22 protein-coding genes are annotated in these 21,612 nt (G+C 62.3%); 14 read left to right on the top strand and 8 right to left on the bottom strand.

Annotation, left to right across the window (positions count from 1 at the left end):
• Positions 1 to 73: 73 nt before the first annotated feature.
• From MIC97_RS07615 to MIC97_RS07565, 11 genes are all read left to right on the top strand, one after another.
• Positions 74 to 1,123, top strand: coding sequence for a DUF1852 domain-containing protein (locus MIC97_RS07615; RefSeq protein WP_239799523.1), 1,050 nt, complete (start codon positions 74 to 76; stop codon positions 1,121 to 1,123).
• Positions 1,124 to 1,150: 27 nt separating this feature from the next.
• Complete coding sequence (locus tag MIC97_RS07610) at positions 1,151 to 2,179, top strand: methionine synthase (RefSeq protein WP_239799522.1); 1,029 nt, start codon at positions 1,151 to 1,153, stop codon at positions 2,177 to 2,179.
• An 887-nt stretch (positions 2,180 to 3,066) separates the two neighbouring features.
• Positions 3,067 to 3,378, top strand: a complete 312-nt coding sequence (locus MIC97_RS07605) for a hypothetical protein (protein WP_239799521.1) — start codon at positions 3,067 to 3,069, stop codon at positions 3,376 to 3,378.
• A gap of 45 nt (positions 3,379 to 3,423) precedes the next feature.
• Entirely contained in the window at positions 3,424 to 3,798 is a 375-nt protein-coding gene (locus tag MIC97_RS07600; protein WP_239799520.1) for a tudor domain-containing protein, read from the top strand.
• Between the two features lie 172 nt (positions 3,799 to 3,970).
• A complete protein-coding gene (locus MIC97_RS07595; protein ID WP_239799519.1) occupies positions 3,971 to 6,277 on the top strand; it encodes a transglycosylase domain-containing protein in 2,307 nt (768 codons plus the stop codon).
• Between the two features lie 101 nt (positions 6,278 to 6,378).
• A complete protein-coding gene (locus MIC97_RS07590; RefSeq protein WP_183831916.1) occupies positions 6,379 to 7,128 on the top strand; it encodes an SDR family oxidoreductase in 750 nt (249 codons plus the stop codon).
• 189 nt (positions 7,129 to 7,317) lie between these two features.
• Entirely contained in the window at positions 7,318 to 8,760 is a 1,443-nt protein-coding gene (gene cysG / locus MIC97_RS07585) for a siroheme synthase CysG (protein WP_239799518.1), read from the top strand.
• Entirely contained in the window at positions 8,757 to 9,056 is a 300-nt protein-coding gene (locus tag MIC97_RS07580) for a DUF2849 domain-containing protein (RefSeq protein WP_239799517.1), read from the top strand. Before cysG ends, MIC97_RS07580 begins: the two co-directional genes overlap by 4 nt.
• Before the next feature lie 15 nt (positions 9,057 to 9,071).
• A complete protein-coding gene (locus MIC97_RS07575; protein ID WP_239799516.1) occupies positions 9,072 to 10,742 on the top strand; it encodes a nitrite/sulfite reductase in 1,671 nt (556 codons plus the stop codon).
• On the top strand, positions 10,735 to 11,511 hold the full coding sequence (locus MIC97_RS07570) for a phosphoadenylyl-sulfate reductase (RefSeq protein WP_239801060.1): 777 nt from the start codon (positions 10,735 to 10,737) through the stop codon (positions 11,509 to 11,511). The genes MIC97_RS07575 and MIC97_RS07570 overlap by 8 nt, the downstream gene beginning before the upstream one ends.
• Positions 11,508 to 12,065: a DUF934 domain-containing protein gene (locus tag MIC97_RS07565; RefSeq protein WP_239799515.1), complete on the top strand. Its 558-nt coding sequence runs from the start codon at positions 11,508 to 11,510 to the stop codon at positions 12,063 to 12,065. Before MIC97_RS07570 ends, MIC97_RS07565 begins: the two co-directional genes overlap by 4 nt.
• Before the next feature lie 38 nt (positions 12,066 to 12,103).
• Here the strand turns inward: MIC97_RS07565 and MIC97_RS07560 are convergent, their stop codons facing one another.
• Complete coding sequence (locus tag MIC97_RS07560; RefSeq protein ID WP_239799514.1) at positions 12,104 to 12,316, bottom strand: hypothetical protein; 213 nt, start codon at positions 12,314 to 12,316, stop codon at positions 12,104 to 12,106.
• 218 nt (positions 12,317 to 12,534) lie between these two features.
• Here MIC97_RS07560 and grpE point away from each other — a divergent pair, with 218 nt between their 5' ends.
• Together grpE and MIC97_RS07550 are read left to right on the top strand one after the other, a co-directional pair.
• Positions 12,535 to 13,143, top strand: a complete 609-nt coding sequence (gene grpE, locus MIC97_RS07555; protein WP_183831910.1) for a nucleotide exchange factor GrpE — start codon at positions 12,535 to 12,537, stop codon at positions 13,141 to 13,143.
• Between the two features lie 111 nt (positions 13,144 to 13,254).
• Complete coding sequence (locus tag MIC97_RS07550) at positions 13,255 to 13,887, top strand: trimeric intracellular cation channel family protein (RefSeq protein WP_239799513.1); 633 nt, start codon at positions 13,255 to 13,257, stop codon at positions 13,885 to 13,887.
• A 15-nt stretch (positions 13,888 to 13,902) separates the two neighbouring features.
• Here MIC97_RS07550 and MIC97_RS07545 read toward each other — a convergent pair whose 3' ends face one another.
• The 5 genes from MIC97_RS07545 to MIC97_RS07525 form a co-directional block, all read right to left on the bottom strand.
• Complete coding sequence (locus MIC97_RS07545) at positions 13,903 to 14,796, bottom strand: GNAT family N-acetyltransferase (RefSeq protein ID WP_239799512.1); 894 nt, start codon at positions 14,794 to 14,796, stop codon at positions 13,903 to 13,905.
• A gap of 111 nt (positions 14,797 to 14,907) precedes the next feature.
• The gene (locus MIC97_RS07540) at positions 14,908 to 17,181 is read right to left on the bottom strand and encodes an ATP-binding protein (protein WP_239799511.1); all 2,274 of its coding nucleotides are present in this window, start codon (positions 17,179 to 17,181) and stop codon (positions 14,908 to 14,910) included.
• 89 nt (positions 17,182 to 17,270) lie between these two features.
• Positions 17,271 to 17,783 carry a signal peptidase II gene (gene lspA / locus MIC97_RS07535; protein ID WP_239799510.1) on the bottom strand — a complete coding sequence of 171 codons (513 nt, stop codon included), beginning with the start codon at positions 17,781 to 17,783 and terminating at the stop codon, positions 17,271 to 17,273.
• Positions 17,780 to 18,634, bottom strand: a complete 855-nt coding sequence (locus MIC97_RS07530; RefSeq protein WP_239799509.1) for an RNA methyltransferase — start codon at positions 18,632 to 18,634, stop codon at positions 17,780 to 17,782. The genes lspA and MIC97_RS07530 overlap by 4 nt, the downstream gene beginning before the upstream one ends.
• Positions 18,631 to 19,650 (bottom strand): class I SAM-dependent rRNA methyltransferase, encoded by a 1,020-nt coding sequence (locus MIC97_RS07525; RefSeq protein WP_239799508.1) that lies wholly within the window; start codon positions 19,648 to 19,650, stop codon positions 18,631 to 18,633. The genes MIC97_RS07530 and MIC97_RS07525 overlap by 4 nt, the downstream gene beginning before the upstream one ends.
• 100 nt (positions 19,651 to 19,750) lie before the next feature.
• Here MIC97_RS07525 and MIC97_RS07520 point away from each other — a divergent pair, with 100 nt between their 5' ends.
• Positions 19,751 to 20,716: an alpha/beta hydrolase gene (locus MIC97_RS07520; RefSeq protein ID WP_239799507.1), complete on the top strand. Its 966-nt coding sequence runs from the start codon at positions 19,751 to 19,753 to the stop codon at positions 20,714 to 20,716.
• Positions 20,717 to 20,732: 16 nt separating this feature from the next.
• Here MIC97_RS07520 and MIC97_RS07515 read toward each other — a convergent pair whose 3' ends face one another.
• Together MIC97_RS07515 and MIC97_RS07510 are read right to left on the bottom strand one after the other, a co-directional pair.
• A complete protein-coding gene (locus tag MIC97_RS07515; RefSeq protein ID WP_239799506.1) occupies positions 20,733 to 21,086 on the bottom strand; it encodes a DUF1049 domain-containing protein in 354 nt (117 codons plus the stop codon).
• Positions 21,087 to 21,307: 221 nt separating this feature from the next.
• Positions 21,308 to 21,592, bottom strand: coding sequence for an integration host factor subunit beta (locus MIC97_RS07510; protein ID WP_183831902.1), 285 nt, complete (start codon positions 21,590 to 21,592; stop codon positions 21,308 to 21,310).
• Positions 21,593 to 21,612: the final 20 nt, after the last annotated feature.

Here is a 21,612-nt window from a genome sequence, read left to right as displayed (position 1 = left end):
TAGCGGAGACCGCGTCGCGGCCGATCCTGCTATGTGTCCGCTGCCCCATGCCCCCAACTTATTGGGGTAAGTCATGTCTCAAACCGCAATTTCCGATGCCTCCCCGGGGGCGCCGTCGGTCGCTCGCCGGCCGGTCGCGAGGAATAACGATTTCACGTTTCGCCTTAAGAGCGTTCGTTTCGATGAGGATTATCGTCCCGCGGACAGCACGCGTATCACGACCAATTTCGCCAATCTGGCCCGGGGCGAGAACCGTCAGGAAAACCTGCGCAATGCCCTGAGGATGATTGACAACCGGTTCAACGCACTGGCGCATTGGGACAACCCCAAAGCCGATCGTTATTCTGTCGAGCTTGAGATCATTTCGGCTGAGATGACCATTGGCGATGAAGGCGACAGCGATGCCTTCCCGCTTATTGAAATATTGAAAACGATTATCGTTGATCACAAGACCAATGAGCGCATCGAGGGCATTGTAGGGAATAATTTTTCCTCTTACGTGCGCGACTATGACTTCAGCGTGCTGCTGCCGGCGCATAACAAGGATCGGGCTGAATTCAGCATTCCCGATGATTTCGGTGATCTTCATGGAAAATTGTTCAGGTGCTTCCTGAACTCAAATGCCTATAAGGAGCATTTCAACAAGCCTCCGGTCATTTGCCTGAGCGCGTCAAGCAGCAAGACATACCGCCGGACAGAAAACCGTCATCCTGTATTGGGCGTTGAGTATCAGCAGGGCGAGCTATCTTCGACCGATCTGTATTTCAAGAAAATGGGGTTGAAGGTTCGCTATTTCATGCCTCCGAACAGCGTTGCGCCGTTGGCCTTCTATTTTGTCGGCGACCTGCTCGGTGACTACACCAATCTGGAGCTGATCAGCACCATCAGCACGATGGAGACTTTCCAGAAGATCTACCGGCCCGAGATCTACAACGCCAATTCTGTTGCGGGGGCACACTATCAGCCAAGCCTGAAGCATCAGGACTATTCGCTGACCCGAATTGTCTACGATCGCGAAGAACGCAGCCGGCTGGCCATCGAGCAGGGAAAATTTGCCGAAGAGCACTTCATCAAACCATACAGGGCCATTCTTCAGCAGTGGTCCGCCAACTACGCTCTTTGATTGAACGGAAACAAAAGGTCATCTGTCTTGAAAACGCTCTTGCCTACATCAACAGCCGGCAGCCTGCCAAAACCCTCCTGGCTTGCGGAACCTGAGAAGCTCTGGTCGCCATGGAAGCTGCAGGACGAGGAACTGGCCGAGGGCAAACGGGACGCTCTGCGCTTGTCTCTGGACGATCAGCGACAGGCGGGCATCGACATCGTCAGCGACGGCGAGCAAACGCGCCAGCATTTTGTCACGACGTTTATCGAAAACCTCAACGGTGTCGATTTCGAGAAGCGTGAGACGGTCCGAATTCGCAATCGCTATGATGCGAGCGTGCCGACGGTCGTCGGCGCTGTTTCCCGCCAGAAGCCGGTTTTTGTCGAAGATGCCAAATTCCTGCGTCAGCAGACCACGCAGCCCATCAAATGGGCTCTGCCCGGTCCGATGACGATGATCGATACGCTCTATGATGCCCACTACAAAAGTCGGGAGAAACTGGCCTGGGAGTTCGCCAAAGCCCTCAATCAGGAAGCCAGGGAACTGGAAGCTGCCGGCGTCGATATCATCCAGTTCGACGAGCCCGCATTCAACGTCTTCTTTGATGAGGTGAATGACTGGGGGGTGGCGACCCTCGAAAAGGCAATGGAAGGGCTCAGCTGCGAAACTGCGGTGCACATCTGTTATGGCTACGGCATCAAGGCCAATACAGACTGGAAAACGACGTTGGGATCGGAGTGGCGGCAGTACGAAGAATCTTTCCCAAAACTCCAGAAATCCAGCGTCGATCTGATCTCACTCGAATGCCACAACTCGCATGTTCCAATCGACCTGATTGAACTCATTCGAGGTAAGAAGGTGATGGTGGGTGCCATTGACGTGGCGACGAATACCATCGAGACTCCGGAAGAGGTCGCCAGCACTCTGCGAAAGGCTCTGCAGTTCGTTGATGCCGACAAACTCTATCCCTGCACGAACTGCGGCATGGCGCCGCTGTCTCGTCAGGTGGCGACAGGCAAGCTGAAAGCTTTGAGCGCAGGCGCGGAAATCGTCCGCAGAGAACTTTCAGCTTAGAGCCTTTCCCGGATCGGTCTGGCCGTTTTGTCTAAATGGTCATTCCGATCCTGCGCTTGAGGGTCCGGTGGGTGAAGGCTGCTCTTCCCGCACCGGATTTCTTCCTCCGGCCGCAGTGCAATGAATTGCGTGACGTCGATCGAAAGAGCCGTTTCGCTGACTGAACCATTGTGAACAGAGCGGCAACGGATGAAAATTGACGTGAACGCACGGACGGAGGCCGGCGCTTTGCACCCAGGGGAGGGGACCGATGCCCCATGGCCGAAACCGCTTGGTCCCAGATTGAATCAAGACTGGAGAGCGCGCTAGCCCAGTATAGAGCCACCACAGGCGCTCAGAAAGGAGAGGCGACTGCCATTCCCTTTACGTCCTCAAAAGAAGATATCTCGCAGATCTGCTTTCCGTCTTTATCGCGCACCCTGACTGCCGATCCTGTCGGTTGGCGCCCTGCGTCAATCGTCTCGTCGTAGAGGTCCTTTGCCGAGCGGAGTGCTTCAGCGCGGGCAGCTTCTGGGGTGGGAAATTCGATACCCCTAATTTCCTGTTCAAGGCCATCACAGTCCAGATAAACGAAAGAGAAAGGCGGTATCTCAAATCCTCCGGTGCAACTCTATTTAAGCATATCGCCCACGCCAGAAAAAACGCTGCCGAGGGGATCATTCGACAGCGGGAAGTATGGGAACATCTCTCGTGATGATGCGTGTTAACGATGGCAATTCAAGAAGGTTCACGCTCTCTTTTCTAAAGTGCTGAACGCCATAAAATCGGCCAGCCATAGGACAGGAACATGCAGCTTCATCAACGAGGCGTCGTGTATTTGCAACAGCGCTTGTATCTGTGTCGCCAGCATGCAATTTCAGGTCCACAAACAACAAATTGGACTAGCTATGAAATTTTCGCACGCCGCACTATTTATTCTTGGAGCCACCTTCGGTGCTTCACCGGCATACGCCGCTCTTTCCGGCTTTTATGACAGCACAGAGCAGATAAGCACAATCTTTGAAAGTCACGACGTTTCAAATCGACTCAGGCAAGCTCCGATCGGTCACATTGCCAATACCGGCACTCGGGAAGATGGCGCCAAGGAGTGGGAAATTCGCACTCAAGATTGTGATCTAAAGGTTTATCTGACAGCCACACCGCCAAAAGGGCCAGGAAAGACCACTTACGCGATCGCCGATATCGGCAATTGTGAGTAGTCAAAAACAGCAAAAAATTCGGCGTGTGAATTGGAGATAATACCTTTGCATAAGCTCATTTTGGCGACTGCAGCTGCGTTCACTCTTATGGGTGGTGCCGGTTCGGCAGCCGCTCAGTCCGTTGGTGATTGGGTTCTGGGAAACTATCAAAACTCTGGTTATTGGTTTCCGGGTGTGATCTCCGATGTATCTAACGATAAGATCACAATTAAGTATGACGACGGTGATCTTGAAACCGTCTACCCCAATGCCGTGCGTCCCTATAACTGGTCGGTGGGCACACGGGTTGAGTGCAACTGGCAAAATAGCGGTGATTGGTACGCAGGCCAGATTACTTTGCTTAACGGCGACAAAGTCAGCGTTTCTTATGACGATGGCGACAGGGAGAACACAAGAACGGGATTGTGCCGGTCTCGTTAAACAGCAGAAAAGCCCACCACCCTTTCGGATGACGCGCCTGTTGCCTGAGTTGCGCCCGCGGGAGCAAGCGGGCGCGGGGTTGGTGTGCGATGCAGAGATTAACCCGCCCTTAAATTGCCTTAACTAACCTTCACCTCATCGCCATTGGCTGGGGGAAGGTACGGCATCGCGCATGGCGAACCGCAGGAACAGACGCATCGAACCAAGCTTCGGGGAACCGGCGCGCGACGCTTCCGTTGCGGGTTTCTCCCTGCGTGAAGAGGATCGGGTCGTGCCTGCCAGCCGCAAGCCGCGTTCGCGCAAGGCGGACAGGACGGAAAAGCCACGGCGTTCCGCAAAGGCGCGCTCCGCGCGCGGCGGGCGGGGCAGGCGCCGTGGCCTGTTCGGCCTCTTCATGCGCATGGTCTACTGGTGCTTCGTGCTGGCGATCTGGGCCGGCATCGCCGCTGCCGGCATGGTCGTCTACTACGGTGCCAAGATGCCAGCTGCCACCACATGGTCGATCCCCGACAGGGCGCCCAACATCAAGATCGTGTCGGTCGACGGACGGCTGATCGCCAATCGCGGCATGAGCGGCGGCGAGGCGGTGCACCTTTCGGAAATGTCGGCCTATATCCCGAAGGCGGTGATCGCCATCGAGGACCGCCGTTTCTATTCGCATTTCGGCATCGATCCGCTGGGTCTCGGCCGTGCGATGGTCACCAACCTGATGCATGGGCGGCTCTCGCAGGGCGGCTCGACGCTGACCCAGCAGCTGGCCAAGAATCTGTTCCTCAAGCCCGACCGCACGCTGGAGCGCAAGGTGCAGGAGGTGCTGCTGGCGCTGTGGCTGGAACACAAGCACACCAAGGACGAAATTCTGGCCATGTATCTCAACCGGGTCTATTTCGGTTCGGGAGCCTATGGCGTCGAGGCCGCATCGCGGCGCTATTTCGGCAAGAGCGCGCGCGACGTGACCCTGTCGGAAGCCGCTTTGCTGGCAGGGCTGCTCAAGGCGCCGTCACGGCTGTCGCCGGCGCGTGACCCGAAGGCTGCGGAAGCACGCTCGCAACTCGTGCTGGCCGCGATGCAGGATGAAGGGCTGGTCAGTTCCCGCGAAATGACCCATGCCATGAGCGCGCCCGCCGCGCGCGTGCCTTCCTACTGGACGGGTTCGGAGAACTACGTCGCCGACACGATCATGGAGGAGCTGCCCGACCTGATCGGCGAGGTGGAGGGCGACATCATCGTCGACACCACCATCGATCTCGATCTTCAGAAGCAGGCCGAGAAATCGATCCGCCGGCTGATCGACGAGAATGGCAAGAAGCTCGACGTCAGCCAGGGCGCTCTCGTTTCCATCGACAGTTCCGGAGCGGTGCGTGCCATGGTCGGTGGCTACGATTATTCGACCAGCCAGTTCGACCGTGCCTCCGGCGCCAAACGCCAGCCCGGTTCGGCCTTCAAGCCGTTCGTCTATGCCGCTGCACTGGAAGCGGGGCGCACGCCGGATAGCGTGCGCAACGATGCGCCGATCCAGATCGGCAAGTGGAAGCCGGTCAATTACGGCGGCAAGTATTATGGCAAGGTCACGCTGTCGACCGCGCTCGCCAAATCGCTGAATTCGGTTGCCGCCCAGCTTGCCATGGAAGTCGGCCCGCAGGCGGTGATCGAGATCGCCAATCGCATGGGCGTGCAGTCTGATCTTCAGAAGAACGTTTCCATCGCGCTCGGCACATCGGAGGTGACGCCGCTGGAACTGACCGCCGCCTATGTGCCTTTCGCCAATGGCGGCTATCGCCCGCAGGTGCATTTCGTGAAGCGTGTGGCCAATGCCAAAGGCAAGGTGCTGTATGAATTCACCGGAGGTTCCGCACCGCGTGTGCTGAAGCCTGAGATCGTCGGCATGATGAATTCGATGATGGCGGGCGCGGTGGAGGTCGGCACGGCGCGCAAGGCGGCCTTCGCATGGCCGGCGGCCGGCAAGACCGGCACCAGCCAGAATTCGCGCGACGCATGGTTCGTGGGCTACACGGCCAACCTCACCACCGGCGTGTGGTTCGGCAATGACGATGCGCGGCCTATGAAGAACGTCACCGGCGGCGCGCTTCCGGCGCAGGCATGGCACGAATTCATGGTCGCCGCGCATGAGGGGGTGCCGGTAGCGCGTCTGCCGGGCGGCTGGCAGCGCGCGCCCGTTGCCCCCGCCATTCCGGAGATTGCCACCGGCGAGCCGGCTGAAACAGTATCGGCACCTGCCCCCGTCAGCGTGCGCCCCGCAGAGCCGGTCCAGCGCGCGGCCCCGGTTCCGCCCGCAGCGGTCGCGCGGCCCTCCGTGCCTGTCGCCGGTGGCGGCAATGGTGGCGGAAACGCGCATCCTGCCATGCCATCTGATCGCGCACCGACGGCCTCGATCCGGCGTCCGGTCCCGCCGGGCGAGGTCGGGGCGCCGATGAAGAAGGGCACGACGTCGATCCTCGATATTCTGACCGGCGGCTGATATTTCGCAGTTCCGTACAAGAGTTGTCTCTCGTGTGGCTCTCGCCAGAACCTTCGCGTTCGGCTAGATGTCTGTTCATACATCAACGGGTCGGTTTCGTCGTGACGCATACAGACAGCAGGAAGACCATCGTTCTGACCGGGGCGAGCCGCGGCATCGGCCATGCGACGGTGAAGCGTTTTTCCATGGAAGGATGGCGCGTCATCACCTGCTCCCGGCAGGCTTTCGCGGAGAATTGCCCGTGGCCGGCGGGGCCGGAAGACCATATCAAGGTCGATCTGGCCGATCCCGAGGATGTCGGCATCGCGGTGGCGGAAATCCGTCACAGGCTGGAAGCGAATGGCGGCCAGCTCAATGCGCTGGTCAACAATGCCGGTATTTCGCCCAAGATGCCGAAGAACCAGCGCATGGATTCGCTCGACACGCCCATGCATGTGTGGCGCGACGTGTTTCAGGTGAATTTCTTCGCGCCGATCATGCTGGCAAGGGGGTTGTTCAAGGAACTCGCCGCCGCCAGAGGCTCGGTGGTCAATGTCACCTCCATTGCCGGCACGCGCGTGCATCCTTTCGCCGGAACGGCCTATGCCACGTCGAAGGCGGCGCTGGGCTCGCTGACGCGCGAGATGGCGCATGACTTCGGGCCGCACGGCATTCGCGTCAACGCCATCGCGCCGGGCGAGATCGACACGGCAATCCTGTCGCCGGGCACGGAGAAGATCGTCGAGACCATTCCGCTGCGGCGTCTCGGGACCACGGCGGAAGTGGCGGATATCATCTACTTCCTGTGCTCGGGCCAGTCGTCCTATGTGACGGGTTCCGAAATCCACATCAATGGCGGCCAGCACGTCTGAGCCCCCGTCCCACCGGGGGGGGGGGCGCGCGGCAAAGCGTGCCGCGGTTGCCGCTGCTGGAATGATTTTCTTTTCAGACGCGTTCCCGGGCAAAAAACATTGCCTGCCGCAAAGGCAGGCGCGAGCCCGTTCCTTCGCTCCAAACCCCTGTCAGGCTAGAAATACCAGCCTGTACAGGGTTTTACCGCGATGCCGCACGATTTTCCCAAGCTGAACGCTTTTCCCGTCTTCATGCGCGTTGAAGGCGCTGTCGTCGTCATCGTCGGAGATGGCGAGGAAGCGCTTGCCAAGGCAAGGCTGCTCGGCCAGTCATCCGCCGCTTTGCGGATCGTCGCACCCGACGCATCCCAGGATTTGCTGGACTGGATTTCCGCCAATCACGCGGCCCACATTTCGCACGTATACGCGCGCGCGCATCTCGTGGGGGCGACGCTCGTCTTCGCGGCCAGCGGCGATGAGGAGCTCGACCGCCGGGTGGTGGAAGACGCCCGCGCCCTCGGCATCAGCGTCAATGCGGTCGACCGGCCGGAACTTTGCGACTTCTTCACCCCGGCGCTGGTCAACCGCGCGCCGGTCGCCATTGCCATCGGCACTGAAGGAGCGGGGCCGGTTCTCGCCCAGATGATCCGCGCGCGCATCGACCGCATGCTGTCGCCGTCGCTCGGCACGCTCGCCTCGCTGGCGGTCGGTTTCCGCGACGCGGCCGAGCGGCTGCTGCCCAAGGGCTTGCCCCGCCGCCGTTTCTGGCGCGAGTTCTTTGAAGGGGCGCCCGCACGCGCCGTGGCGGGCGGCGATGTTTCCCTCGCCCATGCGGCGGCATCCGCCATGCTTGGCAATCCGGAGCGCAATTTCGGCCATGTCGCGCTGGTGGGCGCCGGTCCCGGCGCGGAAGACCTGCTGACGCTCAGGGCCCAGCGCCTTCTGATGGAGGCAGACGTGATCCTGCATGATGCGCTGGTTCCCGAGGCGGTGGTCGCCATGGGCCGTCGCGACGCCGAGCGTGTCGCGGTCGGCAAGCGCAAGGGTTGCCACTCGAAGAGCCAGTCGCAGATCAACGCGCTTTTGGTGGAGCTTGGCCGGGAAGGCAAGCGGGTGGTGCGCCTGAAAAGCGGCGATCCGCTGGTGTTCGGCCGGGCTGGCGAGGAAATGGCTGCGTTGCGCGAGGCCGGCATTTCCTATGAGGTCGTGCCGGGCGTGACTGCGGCCTTTGCCGCTGCCGCCGATTTCGAACTGCCGCTGACGCTGCGCGGCGTCACCTCGTCCATGGTGTTCACCACCGGCCACGATCTCAAGGGCGGATCGCTGCCGGACTGGGCAAAGCTCGCCATCTCGGGCGCCACGGTTGCCGTCTATATGGGCCGCTCGGTTGCGGCGGAAGTTGCGGGACGGCTGATCGCGGCCGGCCTTTCGCCGGATACGGCGGTCGCCGTGGTCGAGAATGCCAGCCTGCAAGGTTGCCGCCGGTTCCACGGAACACTGGCCGATCTGCCCGCGCTGGAAGAGCGCCACGACCTGACCGGCCCGGTGATGACCATCATCGGGGATGCGGTGGCGGGGGCCGACTTCAGCCGTTCGCAGGCGCTTGCTGCCGTTCCGTCCCGCCAGCGCGTTTCGGAGGAGGCCGCACCATGAAGATCCTGACCGCAAACCGGCTGAGCGACGGTGAGGTCGTCTGGTATGCGCGTGGCCAATGGGTCGAGACCATTGCCGAGGCCGAAATCGCCGGGGACAAGGAAGCCGAAGCCGCGCTGGAAAGTGCCGGCGCGCAGGGCCTTGCAGGCAATCTCGTAGTCGATGTCAATCTGATCGACGTGGAAATCGTCGACGGCACCGTCCGCCCTCTCAGGCTGCGCGAGCGTATCCGCGCCGCCGGTCCCACAACCCGCAACGATCTGGGCAAGCAGGCCCGTACGCAGCACGCGGCGTAAGCCGGAGGACCACCGATGTACCGTTATGATGAGTTCGACCACGAATTTGTTCAGGGAAGGGTTGCCCAGTTCGCCGATCAGGTCGAGCGAAGGCTTTCGGGCGAGCTGACGGAAGATCAGTTCAAGCCGCTCCGGCTCATGAACGGTGTATATCTCCAGCTTCACGCCTATATGCTGCGCATCGCCATTCCCTATGGCACGCTGCATCCGCGCCAGTTGCGCATGCTGGCCCATATCGCGCGCACCTACGACAAGGGCTATGGCCACTTCACCACGCGCCAGAACATCCAGTTCAACTGGCCGGCACTGTCCGACGTTCCGGCCATCCTTGCTGATCTGGCGCAGGTCGAGATGCACTGCATCCAGACCAGCGGCAACTGCATACGCAACGTCACCGCCGATCATTTCGCAGGTGCCGCGGCCGACGAGGTCGCCGATCCGCGCCCCTATGCGGAGATCCTGCGCCAGTGGTCGTCGGTGCATCCCGAGTTCTCCTACCTGCCGCGCAAGTTCAAGATCGCGGTGACCGGGGCGGAGCGCGACCGTGCGGCCATCAAGACCCACGACATCGGCCTGCACCTGAAGAAGAACGAGGCGGGCGAGCTGGGCTTTACCGTCTATGTCGGCGGGGGCCTCGGCCGCACGCCCATGGTGGCGAAGAAAATCCGCGAATTCCTGCCGCAGGAACATCTCCTGTCCTATGTGACGGCGATCCTGCGCGTCTACAATCTGAACGGCCGGCGCGACAACAAGTACAAGGCCCGCATCAAGATCCTCGTCCACGAGACCGGAACAGAGGAGCTGGCAAGCTGGGTCGAGGCGGAATGGCAGGCGCTGAAGGATGGCGAGCTGAAGCTGCCGGATGCCGATGTGGCCGCGATCAGGGCCTATTTCGCGCCTCCCGAGCTTCCGTCCCGTCCGGAGGGCGACGAGGCGGTGCGGCTGGCCCGGCTGGATTCCCGCGCGTTCTCCGAATGGCTCGGCCAGAACGTGACCACGCACCGCAATCCCGACTATGCGGCCGTGACCATCTCGCTGAAGGGGATAGGCGAGGTTCCGGGCGACGTGACCGACAAGCAGATGGAGGCGGTGGCCGACCTTGCCGAACGCTTCGCCTTCGACGAGGTGCGGGTGACGCATGAGCAGAATCTGGTGCTGCCGCATGTGGCGCGCGCCGATCTGAGGGCCGTCTATGACGCGCTGGTCGAGACCGGGCTTGCCACGGCCAATGCAGGCCTGATCAGCGACATCATCGCCTGCCCCGGCCTCGACTATTGCGCGCTCGCCAATGCCCGCTCCATTCCCGTCGCGCAGCAGATTTCGACACGGTTTTCGTCGCTGGAGCGCCAGCGCGAGATCGGCGAACTGAAGCTCAAGATCTCGGGCTGCATCAACGCCTGCGGACATCACCATGTCGGCCATATCGGCATACTGGGCGTGGAGAAGAAGGGCGCGGAGCTTTACCAGATCACGCTGGGCGGCTCTGCCGACGAGAACACCAGCGTCGGCGAGATCATCGGCCGCGGCTTCGGTCCCGACGAGATCGTCGATGCGATCGAAACGCTGGTCGAGACCTATCTGACGATACGCAGCGCGCCTTCGGAAAAATTCCTCGACGTCTATCGCCGTGTCGGCGCGGCGCCGTTCAAGGAGGCTCTGTACGGGGCCGAAGCAAAGGCTGCCTGAAGTGGATGCTTTCGATGCCGCTGCCCTCGAAGCGCGCCACGGGCAGCTTTCGGCTCTCCGCACCATCGAGCTGGCGGTGGGCAGCCTGTTTCCCGGAGAGGTCGCCGCCGTTTCGTCCTTCGGGGCGGACTCGGCGGTTCTCCTGCACCTGATCGCGCAGGTGGACAGGCATGTGCCGATCGTGTTTCTCGATACGGGCAAGCATTTCGAGGAAACCCTGCGCTACCGCGATGCGCTGGCCGAGGATTTCGGCCTGACCGATATCAGGGTGATCCATCCTGATGCGGCGGTGCTGCAGCGCGTTGATCCGTCGGGCCGCCTGCACGAAAGCGACGTCGAAGCCTGCTGCCATGTGCGCAAGGTGGAAACGATGGCACGGGGCGTGGAGCCGTTCCGGGCCTGGTTCACCGGCCGCAAGCGCCATCAGGCTGAGACGCGCGCCGCCCTGCCGGTGTTCGAGGCGGTGGGGCCGCGCATACGCATCAATCCTCTGGCAAGCTGGGGGGCGGCCGACCTCGCCGATTATATGCAGGCGCACGAGCTGCGCGAAAACCCGCTGGTCGCTTATGGTTATCTGTCCATCGGCTGCTTTCCCTGCACCCGTCCGGTGGAGCAGGGGCAGGATGCACGCAGCGGGCGCTGGGCAGGGCAGGCAAAGACCGAATGCGGTATCCATCTTGGCGGTCTGGAACAGACCCTCGGCCAAACCAGCCAGTCAGGCCCGGTCTTTCAGTCAGGCCCGGTCCTTCAGTCAGGAAAGACAACATGAGCGAGCAAGCGACGGGGAGCGAACACAAGGCAACCCCCGAAATTCGTCTGTGGACTCCGCAGGGTTTCCGGGACGACGAGTGGATACACGCCGAGAGTGCCGAGGCCCTTGCCGGCAACAGCCGCGTGATTCTGCCGCTGCAGGCCTTTCTCGATCTCGATCCGCAGGAGCGCGCGCTCAACCACGAGCGTCTGGGGGTGATCCTGCAACCGGGAGAACAGCTCGACGCGATTGCCGGCCTTCTCGATGCGCTGTCGCTGGTGGCGCTTGCCTTCCCGGCCTACAGCGACGGGCGCAGCTACTCCAAGGCGGAGCTGCTGCGCAGCCGGCACGGGTTCACGGGCAGGGTGCGCGCGGTGGGCGATGTGCTCGTCGACCAGCTTCCGCATATGCTGCGCGTCGGCTTCGACGAGTTCGAGATTTCGAACCGGGTTCTGCTGGGACGGCTTGAAAAAGGCGAGATTGGCGGCTTGTCGGTCCACTCCCAGCCGGCAGCGACATCGGGCGCTGCCGCTGCGGGCACCTATTCATGGCGCCGAAGGGCAGTGCAGTAGCCTGCCACGCAGGGCATGGTGTGAAACGCGCAACGGGGTCACCGCTCCGGTGCTTCTTCGTGCTGTGCTTCCATAGCCTCCAGTCGGCAGATGAGCGCCTGCAACTGTTCCGGTATGTCTCTGGCGACCTTGAAGGCGGGCAGGGAGCGCAACAATCCACGCGTGGTTTGGCTGCGGACCTGACGGCGTATCGCTTTCGCCAGGTTCTGCCGCACCGTTTCCTGTGGCCGTTCTTTGCCTGTTCGGGTCATCGTTCCAAAATCCTTTCGGTTTCGAAACTCCCTGTATCGGTCTAAGGTTCCCCCTTTGCCGGGGTGTTGGGACATAGCTCAGCGCAACAAGGTAAAATTTGAATTAAATACGTTTGTTGGCGCGGAAGGCATCCGGCGTGCCGGGGGCCTTGATTTTTGAGTGTCGAACCTCGATATCGGACCCAACTTCGAAACTTCGAAAAGAATGGGAATACGCCATGACTGACCAGGCCAAAGACGAGCGCACGCCCGACGAAACCGAGGCCGCAGAAGCTTTTGCCGAACAGACGGTGGAGGGTGCCGAAGGTGATTACGAGGCACTCGTCCGTTTGATGAAGGAAAACGAGGAGCTGAAGGATCGGGCTCTTCGCGCCGCCGCCGAGGTGGAAAACATGCGCCGCCGTGCCGCCCGTGACGTGCAGGACGCGCGCTCCTACTCCATAGCCAACTTCGCCCGCGACATGCTGACGGTTGCAGACGACCTGCAACGTGCGCTGGAAGCCATTCCCGCAGAGGCCAAGGCATCCGACGATGCAGGCTTCAAGGCGCTGATCGAGGGCGTGGAGATTACCGCGCGGGGTCTGATCGGCGCGCTGGAACGGCACGGTGTGAAAAAGCTTTCGCCGGAAGGCGAGCGGTTCGATCCGAATTTCCACGAGGCGCTGTTCGAGATTCCGAACCCGCAGGTTGTCGCAGGAACCGTTCTGCAGGTCGTGCAGCCGGGATATTCGATTGGCGAGCGGGTTCTGCGCCCGGCCAAGGTCGGCGTCTCGAAGGATGGACCGAAGCAGGCCAACGGTTCTGCCGGCGAAGGAAATCAGGGCTGATAGCCTTCGGCCCCGCAGCATTGCGGGGCCGTTGCCCTTCAGGGGCTTCCACAGCCGGGAGCGGCTGCTACTGTAGCGCCGTCACCTGCCACCGGGGATGAACGCGCTGCCATGAACCTCGTCACCATCCTCGATTATTCCGGCGTCGCCGTTTTTGCGGCGACGGGCGCGCTTTCGGCTTCACGCAAGCAGATGGACATCATCAGCTTCATGTTTCTGGCCGGGGTAACGGGAGTTGGCGGCGGAACCTTCCGCGATCTCGTTCTCGACGTGCCGGTCTTCTGGATCGCCAACCACGACTATATTCTGGTGTGCGCGGCAGTTGCTGTGCTTGTGTTCTTCACGGCGCACCGGGTTGAATCGCGCTACAAGCTCCTGCTGTGGCTGGATGCCATCGGCCTTGCCGCATTTGCGGTGATGGGGGCGGCAAAGGGGCTCGCGGTTACCGGCTCGCCGGTCGTGGCCATCATCATGGGCATGCTCACGGCTACTTTCGGGGGCATCCTGCGCGACGTTCTGGCAGGTGAGCAGTCGGTGCTGCTGCGCCCCGAGGTCTATGTGTCGGCTGCGCTGATCGGCGCCGGCGTCTATACGCTGGGCGATCTCGCGGGCTTTGCGCCTCTCATCTGCCAGCTCGGCGGCTTCATCGCCGCCTTTGCCGTGCGTGGCGGCGCAATCCGTTTCGGCTGGCACATTCCGGCCTACAAGAGCCGGCCCGGCCGGAAGCCCGAGGATATTCCCTGAATGGAACGCTGATCTTCAGGCGGCGTAACTCTGGCCGTCGCCGCCGTAATAGCTGATGTAGCGGGCGGCGATTTCCTTGACCGGCATGACGATGAACACATCGACGGTCGAAAAATCGCGGTCGATGACGCAGCCGTCGCCGATACGCGCGCCGATGCGCAGATAGCCTTTCACCAGGGGCGGCATGGCGGTGATTGCCGCCTTGGGGTTCACCGCCTCGACCGGCATCATGGCCATCGGGTGATAGCGACGGCCAACGGCCCGCACATCCCAGTCCGCACTCGTGCGGCAATGATGAGCCATATAGGTCAGCGCCTCGGCATGGGCCGCCGGATCGACGCCGGGGAAAGAAGCACAGCCCACCATGACGTCGATGCCATAGTGGTTGAGATAGGCCCAGATACCCTGCCACAGGGCCTCGATGGTACGTTTCGACCTGTATTGCGGCAGCACGCAGGAGCGGCCAAGCTCAAGGAACCGCAGATCGGGGTGGCGGGCGACCAGCCTGCGCAACTCGAATTCGTCTTCCGAATAGAATCCGCCCGCTGCCGTTGCCATCTCCTGCCGCAAAAGGCGGTAAGTCCCGACGATGCGCCTGTGCTCGGGGCCGGTCAGGCTGTTGTCCAGAACCAGCAGATGGTCGCAAAGCGGATCGAAGCGGTCCGAATCGCGCCTGTCGATCTGGTCCAGGCTGCTGCGGGCACCCAGTTCATCATAGAAGATGCGGTAGCGGATTTCCTGTGCGGCCTCGATCTCGGCCTCGTTGCGGGCCAGCCGCACCTCCAGAGTGCCTATACGACCCAGAGGGCCGATCGGGCCTGCGAATGACGGGGCCTGCGGCCCGGTGGCCGGTACGGTAACGAGCGTAGAGCCCAACCTGGTGTGACCTTGCGGCATCGCTGTCTGCACGGGCGATTCTCCTTCGAGCCATCCCTCGTGGCGCGGGGATACGATTGTGGTGCAACAGGATTGTGACAGTAGCGTGATATGGCGTGATCGGCAACAAAGCCGGACCTGTGTTCATGTGGACATCAGTTCCTGAACGGCGGCAAGCAGATCACGCGGATCGAGCGGCTTTGTCAGGAAGGCCGTGGCGCCATGGGCGAGCACGGCATGGCGTGTCTTTTCCTGATTGTCAGCCGACAGCACCAGAATCGGGATTGCCGGAATGCCGTGGGCTTTCTCATGCCGTCTGATATGGGCGATGGCATCCATGCCGTCCATCACCGGCATGTGCAGGTCCATGAGAACGACATCGTGGCGTCCCGTTCCGGTGTCGGTCGAGGTAAGCCGGTCCACTGCCTCCTTGCCGGTCGTGACCATCTCCAGGTGATGGCCGGCACTGCCGAGTGCGGCGCGAACCAGCAGGGCGTTGATTTCGTTGTCTTCGGCAATCAGGATTGAAAGTCCGCCGGGCTTGTTTTCCGGTGCCGGGTGCGCATGCATTCCGGGTTCTCGCAGGTGCTGTTCGCCTGCGCTGTCGGAGCTGCCGCCAGTCAGCACTTTCAGCAGCGTTGCACCCCGGACCGGGCGGGCGAGGAAGCCGCCATATCCGCCGGCCAGATATTCGCAGAGCCGGCCACGGTCGTTCGGCGCCATCAGGATGATGGCGCGGCTGGTGGCGAAAGCATCGTCGCGCAACACCTGAACGGTGCGTCCATCGCTGCCTTCCAGCGCGGCGTCCACCATCAGCGTGTCGCAGCCCTGGGCCAGCTTTCGTGCAGTTTCGGGGTTTTCGGCAATTTCGGCGGACCCGCCGTGGGCGCGGATCGTCCGCGCGATCACATCAGCCTCGATCCTGTTGGCGGAGAGGATCACGACATTGCGGCCTGCCAGCGCATCCTGCCGTGGGTGCGGCGGATCGGTAGCCTCATGCGCCGGCAGTTCGAAAACGAACTCCGTTCCTTCGCGCGGTGTGCTGGACACGGAGATCGTGCCGCCCATCGCCGTCACCAGCCGTCTGGAAATCGCAAGGCCGAGCCCAGCGCCGCCATGTCGGCGCGTCGAGGTTCCGTCGGCCTGCTCGAATTCGAGGAAGATGCGTTCGAGATCGTCTTGCCGCAGTCCCGGGCCGGTATCGCTCACCCCGAAGCGGATGCGATTGCCGCTGCGGGTGATGACAAGCGCCACGCCGCCGCTTTCGGTGAACTTGATCGCATTGCCGAGAAGGTTGAGCAGCACCTGCCGGACCCGCCCCGGATCGGCGGTGATCATCTGCGGGACATCGGGCGCGACATGGCAGCCGAGACCGATACCCTTGCCATGGGCGCGGTCGGCCAGAAGCTCCACGACATTGTCGGCCAGCTCGCGCAGCGAAACCGGCTGCGGCTCCGGATTGAACCGGCCGGCCTCGATCTTGGAGTAATCCAGAAGATCGTCGATCAGCGCCAGCAGCGCGCTGGCCGAGGTGGACACGGCGTTGACATAGGTATGCTGCTCGGGTGAGAGGCTGGTATCCGACAACAGCCGCGCCATGCCCATGATGCCGTTCATCGGCGTGCGGATCTCATGGCTGACGGTGGCCAGGAAGCGGGACTTCGCCTGATTGGCGAATTCCGCCCGTTCGCGCGCCGCTATCAGCGAGGTTTCCGCCTGCTTGCGGGCGGTGATTTCGCGGGCGATGGCGTGATGCGAAACGGCGCCGGTATCCTTCTCGCGCACCGAAAGCTCGACCCATGAGAACCAGCGCTGGCCCTGCGGCGTGGTCATGCAGGCATCCGTCGAGCGCAGGCGTTCATTGTCGGTGAATGCAGCCTCCGGCGTAACAGTGAACTCCATGCCGATATCGGCAAGCGTCATGCCGCGCAGATCGTGCATCTCCCTGCCGACAAGTCCGGTGAAGACCCGATTGGCGTAGACGATCCTGCCGTGCCGGTCGCGGTGCACGACGATGTCGCCGAGCGCGTCGATGAGGCCGTGGAACCGCTCTTCGCTCTCCTGCATCTCCCACATCTGGTCGGAGAGTGTTTCCAGCCGGGTGCGTGCCTGAACGGCCTCCCTGTCCAGTTGCTGCCGGGTACGGCGTTCCTTCGACAGGATCAGCTCATGCAGCAGAATGCCAACAAATCCGGTGGCGAGCATGGCAAGGCTGAGGAAGGCGGGCGCGCCGGTCAGATGGGCAAGTCCGGCGAACAGGAGAACGAACAGCCAGCTTGCGACAGGCAGGTTGCGGGAGATGGGCGTGGCGGAAAGATCGGTTCCGAGCGCTTCGGGCGACAGCGGCGGGGGAATGACACGAAGGCGGTGGCCGCCCGTTTCGTGCGCCTCGTCCCCTCCCGTCCGCTTGTGGTCCATCTCCGCCGTCATGCACAAGACAATGACAGGCAGAGCTTAGGGAAGCCTTCGGCAAACCCGCGCAATTTTACCGATTGCGGGCGTTTTGCTCAGTTGTCGCGCGATCTGACCTCGTAGCGCCAGCCGATGAACTCCTCCACCACCACGAGGAAAGCGCCGACGCTGATGAAGACATCCGCCAGATTGAACACGGCGAAGGACCAGTGCGGGGTATGGAAGAGGATGTAGTCCACGACATGGCCGTAAATGGCGCGGTCGATGACGTTGCCCATCGCGCCGCCGAGGATGAGCGCAAATCCAAGCCGGGCAAAAATCTGGCGCGGCGTGCTGCGCAGCGCCAGATAGACGATGAAGGCCGATACGACGAGCGAGATGACGATCAGCCCGGTGTCGCCGAAGGAGGACAGCATCGAGAAGGCGATGCCGGTGTTGTAGGTGCGAAACAGTGCCAGAAACGGCAGCAGGTCGATCTTCTCCTGAAAGGGAAGCCCGCTTTCGACCGCGTATTTGATCAACTGGTCCAGCGCGATGGCGACGATGGCGAGGATCGCATAGAGGCCGAGACCCTTGCCGGCGGCAGATGGGGCAGGGGTGGAACTCATGGGGCGGGCGCCTCCAGCGAGAGTGCCTCGCGGCGGATCTCGAACAGCATCACGCCGGTTGCGACCGCGAGGTTGAGCGAGTCGGCGCGGCCGGCCTGCGGAATGCGCAGCAGGCGGTCGCAGCTTTGCGCCAGATCGTCGGGCAGGCCCTGCTGCTCGTTGCCCATCATAAGCAGCATCGGCTTGTCCGAGAAGTCGACCGAGCGATAATCGACCGCGCCCTTCAGATGCGTGCCGGCGACGAGGCCCGGAAAGCCCTTGCGCCAGGCAAGGAAGGCTTCCACACTGGTTTTCGCGACCGGAACGGCGAAGATCGAGCCCATGGTGGCGCGCACCGTTTCCAGCGAGAACGGATCGGTGGTGTCGCCGACAAGGATGACGCCTTTGGCGCCGACCGCATCGACGGTGCGGATGACGGTGCCGAGATTGCCCGGATCGCGCACCCGGTCGAGCGCCACCCAGACATCGCCCCTGGCGGGGCGGATGTCCTTCAGGGGCACGAGGCGCTGCGTGAACACGCCGACCACCATCTGCGGATTGTCGCGGCGGGTGATGGAGGACAGCACCTTTTCCGAGACTTCCAGCACGTCGCCGCCGGCGGCGACGGTGCGGGCGGCGACCTTTTCGACCGCCGCATTGCCACGTCCGGCTTTGGCGAAGATCAGGGTGCGGATTTCCCAGCCGAGATCGAGCGCGTCGATGACCAGCTTCAGCCCCTCGGCCATGAAGGCATTGTTCTGGTCGCGGAATTTCTTCAGCGCCAGAGCCTTAATGTCCTTGACCAGCGGATTGGACAGGCTGGTGACTTCCTTGACCCGTCCGACCGGACGGCGTTTTTCATGTTCGCTCATCTGGCGACCCATCTGGAAAAGAGCGAGGTGGAAAGCGCGCGGCCGGCCGATTTCTCGCGAATGATCAGTTCTCCGGATTCCACGGCGCCGCCCATGCCGGCGAAGGTGTCGCGCATCAGCGCATGGATGGCGAAGAAGGAAGCGCGGATCGAATAGGCGGTGAGCACCACGGCCAGCGGCTTCGGCGTCAGGATGGAGCGGCAGATGTCGGCAAGTGCGGGCAGATGCTCGAACAGTTGCCACACTTCGCCCTTGGGTCCGCGCCCATAGGCGGGCGGGTCGAACAGGATGATGTCGTAGCGGCTGCCGCGGCGCTCCTCGCGCTCGGCGAATTTCATCGCGTCCTCGACGATCCAGCGGATCGGCTTGTTGGTCAGCCGCGCCACTTCCTGATTTTCGCGGGCCCAGCCGATCGCCTTCTTCGAGGCGTCGACATGGGTGACCTCGGCCCCGGCGCGGGCGGCGACCAGAGAGGCGAGGCCGGTATAGCCGAACAGGTTGAGCACCTTCACCGGCCGTCTGGCATTTTCGATGAGGGCGGCCATATGGTCCCAGTGGGAGCCCTGCTCGGGAAAGACGCCGACATGGCGAAACGAGGTGAAGCGGCCGAGATAATCGATGCCGTCATGCTTCATCGGCCATGTTTCGCCGAGTGGATTGCGGGGAAACTGCCAGCGGCCCATTCCCTCCTCATCGGTGTTGCCGGTGAAAATGGCGTCGGCGCGGCCCCATTCCCTGTCGGGCAGGGCAGGGCGCCAGATCGCCTGTCCCTCCGGGCGCACGATGCGATAGGGGCCGTATTGCTCCAGCTTGCGCCCGTCGCCGCTGTCGAGCAGGGCGTAGTCGTCACTGGGCGCGACCTCGAGGATCAGCGGCAGCCTTTCGGCCGGCAGCGCGCCTTCGCGGCGCACAAGCTGGCGCTTCGGCTGGTGCTGCGGCTCGCGTTCCTGCTCGGGACGGGCGTCTCGCTCCGGTCGCGGCCTTGCCTCATGGCTCCTGTTGCGCGTGGCTTTCAAGCGAATGCTCCGGTGGAAATATGCCTGCGCTTCTGCCATAGCGGCAGACGGGTCGCAACATGGCCCGCACCCATTGTGAGGCAAGATGCAGGCAACCGGCATGAAAAGGGCTGCTCTGGCGGCCGCCACGCTCCTGTGTTGCAGCGTCGTTTCGCCATCGCTGGCCGAAACGGTTGTCGAGGCGCAGGTGGAGGAAGGCGTCCTGAAGGGGCAGATGCTCCTTCCCGGCGACCGGTCAGAACAGCCGGTGGCCGTCATCATCCCGGGCTCCGGTCCAACCGACCATGACGGCAACAATCCGCTCGGCATCAAGGCGGGCTATCTGAAGATGCTGGCCGAGGAACTGGCCGACAAGGGAATCGGTTCGATCCGCATCGACAAGCGCGGCATGTTTTCCAGCAAGACCGGCTTTCCCGACGCCAATGACGTGCGCATGACGGACTACGCGGGAGACGCCATTGCCTGGCTGAAGGTCGCGCGCGAGAAGGCGGGGACGGATTGCGCCTGGCTCGTGGGCCACAGCGAGGGCGGTCTGGTCGCCCTGATCGCCGCGCAGACGGCGGGGCCGGACCTGTGCGGGGTGGTGCTCGTCTCTGCGCCCGGCCGTCTGCTGGGCGAGATCCTGCGGGAGCAGTTTACGGGGAACCGTGCCAACCGGCCTGTCCTGCCCCAGCTTCTGGAGGCGACCAGAACGCTGGAACGCGGCGAGAAGGTAGATGTCGCCAGCCTTCCCGGGATCGTGCGGCCGCTGTTTCCGGAAAGCATTCAGGGCTTTCTCATCGATCTGCTGAGCTACAAACCGGCGGAACTGATTGCAAAACTGAAAGTGCCGGTGCTGATCGTGCAGGGCGACAATGATCTTCAGGTGAAGGTTGCTGATGCAAAAAACCTGTCACAGGCCCAGCCGGCGGCGCAGCTGAAGATTTTCCCCGGTATGAATCACGTACTGAAGGAGACGCCGAAGGATAATCTCATCGCCAATTTCGCCGCCTATGGCGATGCCGAAATGCCTCTGGCTGCGGGCTTGTCCGATGAAATAGCCGGGTTCATCGTCGGCAGGCGCTGAACCGTCCCGTATCGGCTCAGGCGCTCGGGTGCGGCAGCGCCGGATTGTGAGGGGCCGGATTGTTCGGGTTCGCGGCGGCCGGGCGCGCGCCTGCTGCCTGCTTCAGGCTTTCGGCCTCGATAGCGCGCTGGCGGGCCAGCTTGCGGTAGCGCCCCTGCCGGAACCATGTGGCCAGGCTTCCGATCAGCATGCCGAGCGCCAGTGCTGCGAACAGGAACACGAAGAAAGGCAGCGTGTAGGTCAGCGCCGGATTGCCGGGGTTGAACGGATCGACGGTGAACGCAACCGGGGCGCGGTTCGCCACCGCCAGCGCGATCAGGATGATGGCCAGCGGCACGAAGACGAGAACGAGTGCGAAGCGATTGAACATTGGAAATTCCTGACGCCTGGAGCATTTTGCAGTCAGCGAAGTCGTCTGACGTCGCATAAATGCGGCTCAAACAAAGAGATAGAGCAGCAGCCCGGATTTATCCGGGCGTCAGTCGCTCTAAAGCGTATCGCGATCTCTCAGAGTTGCCGCTTACGCTTTAAGTTCCTGTTTTTACGCGTGTCGTTGTCCCAAAGGCGGTTCCAGCTTTCGGGCGACAGGCTTTAGTCCTCCGCGTTCAGCCTTTCACGCAGTTCCTTGCCGGTCTTGAAGAAGGGAACCCACTTTTCCTCGACCTCGACCGCTTCGCCCGTGCGCGGGTTGCGTCCGGTGCGGGCGGGGCGGTTCTTCACCGAGAAGGCGCCGAAGCCGCGCAACTCCACGCGGTTGCCCTCCGCCAGCGCATCGGTAATCTCATCAAACACCGCGCTGACGATGTTTTCGACATCGCGCAGGAAAAGATGCGGGTTGCGAGAGGCAATGATTTGCACGAGTTCAGACTTGATCATGCGGGCAATCCCCTTGCGGA

Origin of the sequence: Aquamicrobium sp. NLF2-7, assembly GCF_022359935.1 — a bacterium.
Lineage (GTDB): Bacteria > Pseudomonadota > Alphaproteobacteria > Rhizobiales > Rhizobiaceae > Mesorhizobium > Mesorhizobium lusatiense.
The sequence above is the reverse complement of the archived record's forward strand: the minus strand, read 5'-3'. Positions and strand labels throughout refer to the sequence as shown.